Source organism: Thermosporothrix hazakensis, from assembly GCF_003253565.1.
GTDB classification, from domain to species: domain Bacteria; phylum Chloroflexota; class Ktedonobacteria; order Ktedonobacterales; family Ktedonobacteraceae; genus Thermosporothrix; species Thermosporothrix hazakensis.
Map to the genome: position 1 here is coordinate 1 of NZ_QKUF01000025.1, position 11,952 is coordinate 11,952.

Annotated in this window: 13 protein-coding genes; 8 read left to right on the plus strand and 5 right to left on the minus strand. The window is 52.7% G+C overall.

Annotated features, from left to right (window positions below; all coding sequences use genetic code 11):
* Positions 1 to 166: 166 nt before the first annotated feature.
* Positions 167 to 1,075, minus strand: a complete 909-nt coding sequence (locus tag EI42_RS24065) for a hypothetical protein (protein ID WP_111325197.1) — start codon at positions 1,073 to 1,075, stop codon at positions 167 to 169.
* Positions 1,076 to 1,448: 373 nt separating this feature from the next.
* Here EI42_RS24065 and EI42_RS33460 point away from each other — a divergent pair, with 373 nt between their 5' ends.
* A complete protein-coding gene (locus tag EI42_RS33460; RefSeq protein WP_211326329.1) occupies positions 1,449 to 1,592 on the plus strand; it encodes a hypothetical protein in 144 nt (47 codons plus the stop codon).
* A 147-nt stretch (positions 1,593 to 1,739) separates the two neighbouring features.
* Here EI42_RS33460 and EI42_RS24070 read toward each other — a convergent pair whose 3' ends face one another.
* Positions 1,740 to 2,111, minus strand: coding sequence for a nuclear transport factor 2 family protein (locus tag EI42_RS24070; RefSeq protein ID WP_111325198.1), 372 nt, complete (start codon positions 2,109 to 2,111; stop codon positions 1,740 to 1,742).
* 278 nt (positions 2,112 to 2,389) lie between these two features.
* Here EI42_RS24070 and EI42_RS24075 point away from each other — a divergent pair, with 278 nt between their 5' ends.
* Positions 2,390 to 3,025 carry an NAD(P)-dependent oxidoreductase gene (locus EI42_RS24075; protein ID WP_111325199.1) on the plus strand — a complete coding sequence of 212 codons (636 nt, stop codon included), beginning with the start codon at positions 2,390 to 2,392 and terminating at the stop codon, positions 3,023 to 3,025.
* Positions 3,026 to 3,139: 114 nt separating this feature from the next.
* Positions 3,140 to 3,646, plus strand: coding sequence for a hypothetical protein (locus tag EI42_RS24080; RefSeq protein ID WP_111325200.1), 507 nt, complete (start codon positions 3,140 to 3,142; stop codon positions 3,644 to 3,646).
* Positions 3,647 to 3,718: 72 nt separating this feature from the next.
* Here EI42_RS24080 and EI42_RS24085 read toward each other — a convergent pair whose 3' ends face one another.
* Positions 3,719 to 4,672 (minus strand): aldo/keto reductase, encoded by a 954-nt coding sequence (locus tag EI42_RS24085; RefSeq protein WP_111325279.1) that lies wholly within the window; start codon positions 4,670 to 4,672, stop codon positions 3,719 to 3,721.
* A gap of 386 nt (positions 4,673 to 5,058) precedes the next feature.
* Between EI42_RS24085 and EI42_RS24095 the strand changes: the two genes are divergently transcribed.
* From EI42_RS24095 to EI42_RS24110, 5 genes are all read left to right on the plus strand, one after another.
* Entirely contained in the window at positions 5,059 to 5,598 is a 540-nt protein-coding gene (locus EI42_RS24095; protein ID WP_170142874.1) for an isochorismatase family protein, read from the plus strand.
* Between the two features lie 127 nt (positions 5,599 to 5,725).
* Positions 5,726 to 5,899 (plus strand): hypothetical protein, encoded by a 174-nt coding sequence (locus EI42_RS32785; RefSeq protein ID WP_170142875.1) that lies wholly within the window; start codon positions 5,726 to 5,728, stop codon positions 5,897 to 5,899.
* Between the two features lie 542 nt (positions 5,900 to 6,441).
* On the plus strand, positions 6,442 to 8,541 hold the full coding sequence (locus tag EI42_RS24100) for a PAS domain-containing sensor histidine kinase (protein WP_111325203.1): 2,100 nt from the start codon (positions 6,442 to 6,444) through the stop codon (positions 8,539 to 8,541).
* Entirely contained in the window at positions 8,528 to 9,016 is a 489-nt protein-coding gene (locus EI42_RS24105; protein WP_174843968.1) for a response regulator, read from the plus strand. Before EI42_RS24100 ends, EI42_RS24105 begins: the two co-directional genes overlap by 14 nt.
* On the plus strand, positions 8,982 to 10,139 hold the full coding sequence (locus EI42_RS24110; protein WP_111325204.1) for a hybrid sensor histidine kinase/response regulator: 1,158 nt from the start codon (positions 8,982 to 8,984) through the stop codon (positions 10,137 to 10,139). Before EI42_RS24105 ends, EI42_RS24110 begins: the two co-directional genes overlap by 35 nt.
* Before the next feature lie 2 nt (positions 10,140 to 10,141).
* Here the strand turns inward: EI42_RS24110 and EI42_RS24115 are convergent, their stop codons facing one another.
* Entirely contained in the window at positions 10,142 to 10,450 is a 309-nt protein-coding gene (locus tag EI42_RS24115) for a hypothetical protein (protein WP_111325205.1), read from the minus strand.
* Between the two features lie 25 nt (positions 10,451 to 10,475).
* Entirely contained in the window at positions 10,476 to 11,717 is a 1,242-nt protein-coding gene (locus EI42_RS24120) for a hypothetical protein (protein WP_111325206.1), read from the minus strand.
* Positions 11,718 to 11,952: the final 235 nt, after the last annotated feature.

Below are 11,952 nucleotides of genomic sequence, written 5' to 3' on the forward strand. Positions count from 1 at the left end.
AATATCTTGCACAAAGCGCTACAGGGTACCGTCGGGCAGACGGGAACCGACGAGGGTGTCTCGTCGAACGCTTCTGGACAGCCTGCCGCTACGCGGCGTCGCACTGCGACGCCGCGCAAGCAGGCTGGATGAAGGAAGAATCCCCGCCCTTCTGGCCTGGGGAGTGTCAATTGTCCAGCTTCCAGAGTTTCGCGTTCGTGAAGTCAATCGTCGTGGGCGAAGAGCCACACAGAATTGCGGTGCCGATCTGCCCGGAATGATCTTCTCGGCTGGTCTTATACACCTCTTTTTCGTTGACGTAGAATGTCAGATTGGAGTCATCTGCCTTGACAGCCAGCTTGACCGGGAAGCTGACCGTTTCGGGTAGATTGCCCTCTTTCAAGCTCTTAAACTGCTCGCTCTCATCAACTGCAAGATCTTTATGCTTGTATAGTCCGAAATGTTTGCCATCTTTGGTGATCAAGAACATAAGCGCGTCTTTGGTGATATGCTGCCAATCAACCAGAATACCGCCCATGCTATCTGGCGCCCCCTGCATGTCCTTCATCGTGATTTCATAGGTATAGTTTGTGAATACTTTATCACGGCTGCACATCAGATAATAGTCTTTTTCTGACTCTTTCATCTGATAGGAGCTATCCGCGAAGTTACAACCCTGGCCTGTATACCAGTTATCATCCGAAGAGTTCAGTGATTCGTCAAAAGCAACATCTGCACTGAAAGGATAGTGACTTTTCGCCTGCTCTTTCTGGAACCCCTGAAACATGTTCCAGGCAAAGATACCGCCAACAATCAAGACAACAACGACTGCACTGATAATACAACCGAGCGGATTTGTTTTGCGACGTGGAGGCTGCTGCATATATGGCGGCTGCATCCCGGGTCCATAGTTCGGCTGCCCGCCAGGGCCGTAATTGGGCTGCCCTCCAGGGCCATAGTTCGGTTGCCCTCCAGGGCCGTAATTGGGCTGTCCTTGTGGTGGTGGTGGTGGATACGCTCCTCTGCCCTGCGGAGCATACTGCGTCGGCTCCAATGGCTGATATGGTGGCTGATTATTATCATACGGATTTGACATACTGGCCTCCCCAATGTATTAAAAATACAGAAAACTATTCCTGTAATGAGATCGCTTCTCTCTCATCTTTTCCAGAAGCGTCAGAGAAAAACGGAAGTGCGGCACCTTCTACCTCATACAGGCGCTCTTTTCCACGTGGCGCTGCGGCACTCTCGTCTACATCTGAAAACAGCATAACATGTACATAGATCAATGTCTGTGAACTATTCCGCAATCTCGACGGGCATTCCGAATTTAGCGCGAATGGAGTTACTGCAAGGAAGCCCCAGAAACCAAATAGCATTATTCACGAACATCGATATGAAGCCTCATCCACCTGCTACAACGGACAAGCCCGGGAAGAGTAACAGCACAACCGCTCATCAGCAACTGTATGACAGCTCGTGCCATCATCTACGCCTGCACGCTCGCCTCTCCTTCTGAAACGGTTCTTTTCTCTTTTCAGGTTCAGCGCCGCCTGCCTCCTGCGAGTGTCACAACGCACTGTCCATTATACGCTATGCATCGGCGCACGTAAATCGGGAAACGGTTAGCAGCTCTTTTCCCCGAAATAATCTTGTTTTTGCGTATTTTCTGACATTCATAGAAAAAACGGTACTGGGAGTGCCGACGGTAGATTTCAAGGAAAAGAGGATCCGGCCAGCCGACCGGATCGCCAGGCCGCTTAGCCGTCCCACTCATGCCGGGGGGCCACCGTTGCATACTCGCGCATGGAGATGATAGCGCCATCCCTGAACCTGGCCAGAGAGGCCCCTTCAAGAGCCGCTACCTTGCCTTCATGGGTACACTCGAAAATCCACTCAAAAAAGCAGGAATCATCGGCCTCATGCAGGTCCAGAATTTTCCAGCTATTGACTATATTTCCTTCGTGAAACCACGAATCAACCCAGCGTGCGACCATATCCTTTCCTCTAAAAGTAGAGCCATGTGCCTCTATAATGACACAGGCAGGATCAAGACAGGAAAGAATCTTTTCTCGATTCCCCTCCTGCCAGCCAGCTACATATGTTGAAATTGTCTGCTGCATATGTGACATACTCTTCTCCTCTCAAAATAGTTCATATCCAGCCGTTGTAGCATTCCTCCTTCTATTGTACCGTATATCGAAAGTTTTGTCTGCATACAAGAGACACACTTCAAAGGCCCGTTTTCTACCGCTTGACAGAGTCAGCCCTTTGGGGCTATAGTAAGAGGTGTATTCGTAACCATATTGGTTACAGATAAGGGTGCATTGCTACAATGAAAGAAAGCAGCGCCTTTCTTTTTCGGCCTATTTGTAACCAGAGCAGTTTCAATTTCGGAGGGAAAGACACAATGAAGATAGCATTGATTGGTGGAACCGGTCGCATCGGTCAGCGGATCGCCCTTGAAGCGCTCAAGCGGGGTCACGAGGTGACCTCGATTGAACGCAACCCGGAGCGCTCAACGATCAATGATCCGCATTTCAAGGCAGTGCAGGGAGATGCTCGCGACGCCGCTCAGATAGCGAACCTGATCGCGGGTAACGACCTGCTGATCAGCGCGTTCGGCACCGCAGGCAACCAGCCAGATAGCGTGTTAGCAGATGTCGCCCGGGCGCTGATTCAGGCAGTCAAGCAGACAGGGGTCAAGCGCCTGATCGTCGTTGGTGGGGCCGGTAGCCTTGAGGTGGCTCCTGGCGTGCAACTGATGGACACGCCCGAGTTCCCCGAGGCCTGGAAATCCAATGCGCGCGGACAGGCCGAGGCGCTGAAGGTCTATCGAGCCTCTGATGTCAACTGGACCTATGCCAGCCCCGCCGGGCTTATCGAGCCGGGTGAGCGCACCGGCACGTATCGTCTGGGAACCGATCAACTGGTGACCGATGAGAAGGGCGAGAGCCGCATTTCAATGGAAGATTTCGCGGTCGCCATCCTCGACGAGGTTGAGAAGCCACAATTCGAGCGCCGTCGCTTTACTGCTGCTTATTAAGCATGCAACGCAACTCAGGCCGCTCTGGCTTGAGTTGCCCCCCGCATGATGTTGCTTCTTCGCGGCTCAAGCGTTTCTGTAATGACGGGCCAATTTGCCAGAAAGGAGTTCACCATGCAGCCACGAAAAACCGGAGGAACCCGGAAGGCACTTCTTCTCTATGGAAGCATTACAGGAACGCTACTGCTGTTGCTTTATATTCTTCTACGCATTTTCGCGCTATTCTTCAGCAATCAGTGTATTCTGATTCTCAGTCGTATTTTCTATTTCCCGCTCGATTATAGCTACTTTGTGATTGGATTGACTCTCAGTATCCTCAGTGCACTGCTCGCTGGCCTGCTCTATTACTTGATGGGCAGGAAAGCGACAGGGCGAACCTCCAGTATCAGTCGAAGCATGCGTACAGCGTTGTGGAGTATCTGCCTGTTTCTGGCACTCAGCCTGGGGATTGATTTCCTCTTCCTCTTCGGGTCACCACAGATGCTATTCGGAGGCGTGAGCGTGCTCGATATCATGCTACACGCGCTGATCCGGCTCCTGCTCTGCGTTGGCTTCGGACTCCTGATGACCTATGTGGGAGGTCGACAAATCGAACGGAGCTTGCGCCTGCCCACCCTCTAGCATGCGCTCAACGCAGAGCTACAGAAATAGAGAAACCCCGGGAATCTGCCCGGGGTTTGCAGATTGCACTTTTTAGGGATGTTCGGCAATAAACTGTTCAATCTGCCGGATCTCACTCTCGCTCAGGCTGAAGTCGAGCGCGGGAGCCAGCTCTTCAATCTGGTAGGGCTGGCGAGCACCGGCAATCGCGGCGGTCACCGCTGGATTGTGCAGCGTCCAGGCAAGCGCCACCACACCAGCCGAAACCTGATGAGCCTTGCCGATCTCACCAAGCAGCGAGGCCAGTTGCAGATTACGAGACAGGCGCGGCTCCTGGAACTGTTCGGCATGCTTGCGCCAATCGTCCTCGGGCATCTGTGCGACGCGTTCGGGCGTCATGCGGCCTGTCAGGAGACCGGAGGCCATCGGAGAATAGACAATCACCCCGATATCATGCTGCTGGCAGTACGGCAGGATCTCTTGCTCGATTGAGCGATTAAGCAGCGAATAAGGCGGCTGAAGCGTCTCTACAGGCGCGATCTTCTCGGCGCGGCGCAACTGCTCCACGTTAAAGTTCGAGACGCCGATATGGCGCACCTTGCCCTCTTTCTTCAGCTCGGCGAGTGTGCTCCATCCCTCCTCAATATCGGGATCGGGATTCGGCCAGTGGATCTGATAGAGGTCGATCACATCGATGTCGAGACGGCGCAAACTCTCCTCAACCTCACGGCGGATCGAATCGGCCTTCAGGCTGTTGCCAATGTTGCGCTGCTCATCCCAGACAAGCGAGCATTTGGTGAAGATATAGGGGCGCTGGCGTCCCTTGATTGCCTGTCCGACCACGCGTTCGGAGCGACCAAGCCCGTAGACGGCTGCGGTATCGATCCAGTTGATTCCCAGATCGAGTGCACGCTGAATCGTCTCAATTGACGCCTTGTCATCCTGCGGTCCCCAACCAGAGGACCAGTTACCACCGCCGATCGCCCAGGCTCCCAGGCCGATTGGCGTAATCTGCATCTCTGTACGACCAAAACGACGAGTTTGCATATCACCTCCAATGACAATCATCATTGTATGTGTGTTCCACACACCTTACACTCTAACGTCATCAAAAGCTGCATGTCAAGACCATCTAGAGCAAGCACCCAATCCTTTATACGAGGAAGCAGATAAAAACGATACCGCTCAACGAATTTTTGCGCCAACCCGAAAATTGGGCGTTTTGGATGTCCCCTTTTCGCCAGAGCATCGTATCTAATAACAAGAGAAAAGCGAATACATTGACGGCTGAGGCATGCGTATGGTATGCTCCGGAAAATCTCTGTCCCGCACAGATCGGGTAGAAAGGAGGTGCCCCATGCAAGCTCGTTTTTCTTCTCTGTTTGTTTTCTCTGCACGTCGACTTGAAAACATGAAAGATAGGAGTACCTCCGTTGAGCGAAACCGCATTATTGATTCTCGATGTCCAGATTGGCGTGGTCGCCGATGTTGCCCAGACCGAGACGCTGTTTGCAACGATAAACCGCTTGCGTGAAAAGGCGCGGGCCCAGAACGCACCCGTCATCTATGTGCAGGATATCGATGTAGAGGGCCCTGATTTCGCCATTCATCCCGCTGTTGCTCCCACGGCAGACGATATCATCATTCGCAAAGCCGGCAATGACGCTTTCTTCGAGACACCCCTTCAGGAGACGATGGAACGGCTTGGAATCAAGCATCTTGTGATCACCGGCTGTAAAACTGATCGGTGTATTGATTCCACCTGCCGCATAATCGGCAATCTGGGGTATGATGCAACGCTGGTGAAAGAGGGCCATTCGACCTCTGATAATGACGTGCTGCGAGCTGATCAGATCATCGCCCATCACAACCATGTCCTGAACGGCTTTGGCGTACGCACGCATGGCACACTCGTCAGGAGCGTCGAAGAGATTGAGTTCCTCGATCCCTGGCCGGGGCATCATCAGAGATAGCGAGCGCTCTGTAAGGGCGTTCGTCTCTTTTCCCGACATGCGAAGGAAGTCTCAGGAACGTTGACACTTCCTTCGCGGGTCACATATAGTGGAGGCAAAACTGCTACTATGTATGAGGAGAGAATCAATGCTTGTCCATCTTATGCTGAAAGTGGTAGCCACTGCTCTTCTTCTTCTTACAGCACTCCTTTTCTGCTTTTTCGGGATCTTCAAAGTCAGGGGAGGAGAACCACGCCTCTATTTGCTCTCGGCAGCAGCAGGCGAGGTCGCTATGGTCATTCTCTTTCTGATGACCAAATGACAGCCTTTTTCTTTGGGCTTTTCGCTCTGGACTCACCTGGATATTTTCGGAGTGCGCTCTACGCGCAATGGGTTGCACTCCACCCCCCTGGCATGCCAAAAAAACCCTGCTGAAACTCTCTCATCCGTCGATACAGTACACACAGGGGAACCCTCACAGGCAAGCCGCTATTGTGCACCCGACATCGGAATAAACGAACTACGCTTCAATCAGCAAAAAACCATCTTACCTGCTATTCTCTTCAAGTATTTCGGTTTCTACCGAAATAGAAATCACTTGAACAGGCTGATGATTCTGTTTACAGTACTTTTGTTTTATGTTACATTTTCCATACTTAACAAAAACCCTCCACTGTTTTATAATAGCAGAGGTCAAACGATGGACGAAGGAGGTTGGGCACAACATCTATTGCTAGAATGTTCTATTTCTCTCTTCGTTTTTGCAGGAAGAAAAGCATTGTCCAAAGGGTGACAAAGATGTTATAGTATGGAGGGGAAGCCATCCGCATTCCCCCCATTAAGAATGAAGCGAAGCGGTATAAAATGGAGAAGTCACGACAAAGCTCAACCGAGAAGCAACTGGAGCAGTTCAAATACGAAAAGGAACGCATGGCCTTTGCACAACAGGTTGGCAGCATTGGCACGTTTGAATGGGACCTACAACGAGACATCAATATCTGGACACCAGAACTCGAAGCGCTCTACGGGCTCCAACCCGGCGAGTTTGGCGGGGATTACGCCAGTTGGTTGACATGGGTTCACCCCGAAGATAAAGAGCAGGCAAACGCCAGTTTACAGGATGCCATTCACAACACCGGGGTCTTTGAGACCGAGTTTCGGATCATTCGTCCTGATAAGCAGGTACGCTGGCTCCAGGCTAAAGGGCATGTGCTGTATAACGAGCAAAAGCACCCCGAACGCATGATCGGCGTTAATATTGATATCACCGAACGTAAAGAGGGCGAAATTCAGCTTGCACGGCAGGCAGCGCTATTGCAGGCCTCCTATGATGCGTTTATCGTCCATGACAGGCAAAATCGTGTTCTCTACTGGAATCGCGGCGCTACGGTGATATACGGCTGGACAGAGGAAGAAATACTCGGCAAGACGCTCTATCAGGTCCTGAATACACAATTCCCGATTCCGCTGGACGCGCTCTATGAGTTGCTTGAGACAGAACCCACCTGGGAAGGTGAGCTGCTTCATACCAGACGTGATGGTTCACGTATCGTCGTGGCCAGCCGCTGGAGCCGGGTCGAAGATCCACATACAGGCGAGATCAGCTATCTGGAAGTGAATCGCGATATCACCGAACAGAAACGCACGCTGGAGCATATCCACTTTCTGGCAGAGGCAAGCAAGCAGCTTGTGACCGCCAAAACGTATCAGGACGCGCTGCACAGTACAGCACAAAGCGCCGTCCCGACTATTGCAGACTGGTGTCGCGTTGATCTGCTCGATCAGGGAAATTTGCTTGAGCGGTTGACAATCGTCCATCCCGATATCTCCGCAAGCGCGCCGCTTGATCCACCACTGGCCCAGCTCGCCGAGAAAGCAATCCGTACAGGCAAGTCGATTCTGAACCCCCGCATTTCGGAACAGCACTTACGGGAACTCACCAGAAACGAGCAGGAATATCAGTGGCTGCGTGAGCAGGGAGCCGTTTCTTCCATGATTGTGCCCTTTACCGTGCAAAATGAGGCCGCGGGCGCGATTACCTTTGTTTCGGCAAAGGCCAAACGCAGCTACAGTGAAGTTGATCTGGCCGTCGCCGAAGAGCTGGCAAGCCGCATCGCGCTGGCGCTGGAAAAAGTGCGCCTGCTGAAACAGACCCAGGAATTTAACGCTCGCCTGGAACAACTGGTGCTCGAGCGTACGGAAGAGCTGGCACGAAGTTATGAAAAGCTTCGGCAGGTCAATACCGAGTTGCAGCAAAGTAATCAAGAATTGCAGGAATTCGCCTATGTTGCTTCTCACGACCTTCAGGAGCCGTTGCGAAAAATTCAAGCATTTGGTAATCTGCTTGAAGAAGAGTATGGTTCTAAACTGGAAGATGGCAAAGCCTATCTCGATCGCATGCGGAACGCCGCAGGCCGTATGCGGCGCCTGATTAACGATCTGTTGACGTTCTCTCGGGTGACCACAAAGGCCCAACCATTCACTGAGGTTGACCTGAACGAGATTGCTCAAGACGCGCTGGACAATCTGGAAACACGACTTGAGGAAACCAGGGGAAAGGTAGAGATAGAGAAGCTCCCCACGATCACCGCCGATCCGTCGCAAATGCAACAGATATTGCAGAACCTGATTGGAAACGCTCTCAAATTTCATAAACGCGATGTCCCGCCACGAGTCAAAGTCTATGCAGAGGTAAGCGGAGATCCGCCAATCTGTAAACTCTACGTTGAAGATAACGGCATTGGCTTCGATGAGAAATATCTTGATCGCATCTTTACCGTTTTCCAGCGTCTGCATGGACGCTCAGAATACGAAGGGACCGGTATTGGTCTTGCTGTCGTGCGAAAAATCGTTGAGCGGCATGGCGGTATTATTACGGCAAAAAGCGCGCACGGAGAAGGCGCCACCTTTATTGTAATGCTTCCAGTACACCCGAAGGAGAATCCGTCAGATGGAGGAAACTAAGAAATCCATCGTCATTCTGATGGCTGATGACGACGAAGATGATGTTATGCTCACCGAGAAGGCCCTGCGCAAGGGAAAGCTCCTCAACACGCTCCAAAGCGTGCGCGATGGGGAAGAGCTGCTCGATTACCTGCTGCGGCGTGGCAAGTACAGCGATCCCGATTCATCGCCTCGTCCTGGCCTGATTCTGCTTGATCTGAACATGCCCCGCAAAGATGGACGAGAGGCACTTCGTGAGATCAAGTCACATGACGATTTGAAGAATATTCCAGTTGTTGTGTTTACAACGTCAAAGGCAGAGGAGGACATTTACCGATCGTATCGACTGGGAGTTAACTCCTTCATCACCAAACCGGTCACTTTCGAGAAACTTATTGATGTGATGCAGATGCTCGGGAAATACTGGTTTGAAGTTGTCACTTTGCCTCAAGAGGAGAAGTATGGAAAAACTACTGACAAGGCTGCTTCTGATTGAGGATGATGAGGAGGATTATCTGCTCCTCAAACGCCATCTCGCCAAGATTCCAAACACCCGCTACGAAATCGATTGGACAACCGATTACAACGCAGGCCTTGATCGTATGCTGAGTACCGAGCATGATATCTGCATGCTTGATTATCGGCTTGGCGCGCATAACGGCATTGAGCTGATTCGCAATGCTCGCAGTCAGCACTATGCGAAACCAATCATCCTGCTGACCGGCGCCAGTGAGTACGAGATTGATATTCAGGCGCTTCAGGCTGGCGCAGACGATTATATCTCGAAAACGCAGCTTCAAAGCGAGCTCCTCTATCGCGTCATTCGCTATGCTATCGAGCGTAAGAAGGCCGAGCTAGAACGCGAGAAGCTGCTGCGCGAGCAAATCGAGAGCAAAGAGCTAGAGCAGCGGCGCAATGAGTTCATCAGCATTGTTACGCATGAGCTTAAGACACCGCTCACCAGCTTGAAAGCCTATGCACAACTGCTTCGCAGGCGCTTTGAGAAGCTCGGCGATGAACAGCTTACGCGGCAGGCAATGCGCATGGATTCGCAGATTAACAAGCTTACCGGCCTGATCGATGATCTGCTTGATGTGACCAGAATCGAAGGGGGCAAACTCAAGTTTTACGAAGAGTTCTACGATTTTGACGCCCTCGTTAACGACATTATCGAAGAGATTCAACCCACTACCGATAAGGTGACGCTGATCCGTGAAGGCAGCGTTGATGCAGCCATCTGGGGCGACCGCGAACGAACCGGACAGGTGATTACAAACTTCCTGTCAAATGCGATCAAGTACGCTCCCGAAGGGGAACGCGTGATCATCAGAACGTGCGTGGATGACCAGAATGTGACTCTCTGCGTACAGGATTTCGGCCCCGGCATCCCGAAAGAGGAACAGGAGAACCTGTTCACGCCCTTCTATCGGATCGAGCAGCCCAGTCGAGGAGCGATTCCCGGTATGGGTCTGGGTCTCTATATCTCGGCTGAGATCATCCAGCGCCAGAACGGGCGCATCTGGGTGGAGAGCGAAGAGGGGCACGGCTCAACCTTCTGTTTCAGCCTTCCACTCCATCGCGCTCCTTCAATCCCTGAAGCTGCGATTACCGAAGCCTGACGCTAGAGAGAGCGGAGATAGACAATGTGCTGCTGCTCATCAAGCACACGCCTTTCCTGTTCAACGACCCTGTATTTCTGGGCTGCCTGGACGGCGTCCCTGGTCGCGTTCTCTGTATCGGCAATCAACACCACGCCAGCAAGCGATATCTCCGCTGGAAGCAGCAGCACGGCGTCCCCGGGCGCTCTGGCGCCCGAAAGCTGGCGAAAAACGACTGACCCCGCTCGATAGCTGATCGTCCCGTCCTGATCGTACACAAAGGTCATGGTGCGCCGCCAGGGACTCAGACTCTTCCAGAGCACTTCCCGCACATGTTGATACTTGCTATACAGAAGCTTACTCCTTTCGCAATCCACGCGAATGCGCAATACGAGCGATTTCGTCGTAGACGTTCACCTCTTCGCCCGCGAACTTGAAGAGCAGTCGCATGGCCGTCTCGTCGCTCACCCATCCCTGCATCTTCGCCTCGCCAAGCGCCAGCACCATTTGATGCATGGCCGTCGCCAGACTCTGATTGTCATCAACGTCGATTTCGGGCATAGAGATTTCATAGCGCACATTGATGTGTCTGCTCAGCCGCCCGGCCTCCTGCGCCTCAAAGATCACCCGATCCAGAATACAGCTCAGAATGTGCCTGATAACCCGCTGACGGCGCTCAAATTTGAGCAGGGTGGGAAGGGTCATCTCGGAGGCCGTCGCCCGGTTCCCGTGGCTGGAATCGGCCAGATAGTGTTCTGGCAGGCCCGCCCCGGCCGCGATCATCAATTTAATCGCGCGCCCATCCTCGCGGGCATCGTTCGCGTTGATGTTCGGCTGTACGGCTTTCCACTCTTCCGCCTCATTGTGGATAATCACACTGCCCGGCTCCGGTGGATAGGCGTATTCCAGCCGCTTGCGGTCGAGCGTGCGCCGATCGGCTCCCCGAACCGTCACATCATAGAGAAAGGCGCTTTTATATTGATTGATACGCACGCGATCGGTGAGCCAGTCTTTGTAGCGTTGCAGCCAGGGGAGCAGCGTTATCAGGTCAGAAGAGCCACGTCGCTCGTTCGATACCTTGTTGATCGCGAAATGCAGCATCTCTTCACCAGCACGATACCAGGTCTCCTGCTGCGAGAAGGCCCCGGTCGGGCGCTGCCGAAAACGAAGCGGTGTTTCGATATCCTGTGGATCAGTTTCAATCTCGTCGATCAACTGTGGATCGATCAACCGAATGCGCACTGTGCCATCGTATTTATTGATAAAGAAGCGCACAAAGATCTCGCCATACAGCGCCAGCTCGGTACACATTTGATAGATACGCTCATCCATCAGATTGGCGGGATCATTCCAGAACGTCCGCAAGACGTCGCGTACACGCGGGTGTTCGGCGTCGATTGAGATGCCCTTTCCAAGCACGAAGGCGGTGGTCATCTCAATAATGGCGAAGGCGAGCGGGTTTGTGTGATAGGCCTCGTAGCAGCGGGCATAGATGTCCCGTGGCTCATGAGGGGTATAGACGGGACTCAACGCCCGCCAGGTTCCTTCTTCTTCGCGCTCCTGAACACGTCTGAAAGGTCGCTTGAGCCATTGCAACATAGTGTTTTCAACTCCTTTCCAGATGCACGCCCCCTGCTTCGATACGCAAAGGGTCGGGCGCATTTTTGTGCGGAAAAAAAGGAGAGACGCCGCTTCCACCTCCGGCCCCGCATCCCCGCGACGCCTCTCCGGTCAGTAAAGAAAGCCTTCTGCTCCTGTGATTGTGTACCGTGGCTCCGTTCTCTCCAGCTTTTTTTACTGTCCCTGCCCGATAGTATACTACAAAATGAAACAC

Coding starts and splice junctions, on each gene's coding strand:
- EI42_RS24075 (WP_111325199.1), top strand. CDS start 2,390: ATGAAGATAGCATTGATTGGTGGAACCGGTCGCATCGGTCAGCGGATC.
- EI42_RS24105 (WP_174843968.1), top strand. CDS start 8,528: ATGGAGGAAACTAAGAAATCCATCGTCATTCTGATGGCTGATGACGAC.
- EI42_RS24085 (WP_111325279.1), bottom strand. CDS start 4,672: ATGCAAACTCGTCGTTTTGGTCGTACAGAGATGCAGATTACGCCAATC.
- EI42_RS24065 (WP_111325197.1), bottom strand. CDS start 1,075: ATGTCAAATCCGTATGATAATAATCAGCCACCATATCAGCCATTGGAG.
- EI42_RS24070 (WP_111325198.1), bottom strand. CDS start 2,111: ATGTCACATATGCAGCAGACAATTTCAACATATGTAGCTGGCTGGCAG.
- EI42_RS32785 (WP_170142875.1), top strand. CDS start 5,726: ATGCTTGTCCATCTTATGCTGAAAGTGGTAGCCACTGCTCTTCTTCTT.
- EI42_RS33460 (WP_211326329.1), top strand. CDS start 1,449: ATGACAGCTCGTGCCATCATCTACGCCTGCACGCTCGCCTCTCCTTCT.
- EI42_RS24080 (WP_111325200.1), top strand. CDS start 3,140: ATGCAGCCACGAAAAACCGGAGGAACCCGGAAGGCACTTCTTCTCTAT.
- EI42_RS24120 (WP_111325206.1), bottom strand. CDS start 11,717: ATGTTGCAATGGCTCAAGCGACCTTTCAGACGTGTTCAGGAGCGCGAA.
- EI42_RS24100 (WP_111325203.1), top strand. CDS start 6,442: ATGGAGAAGTCACGACAAAGCTCAACCGAGAAGCAACTGGAGCAGTTC.
- EI42_RS24110 (WP_111325204.1), top strand. CDS start 8,982: ATGGAAAAACTACTGACAAGGCTGCTTCTGATTGAGGATGATGAGGAG.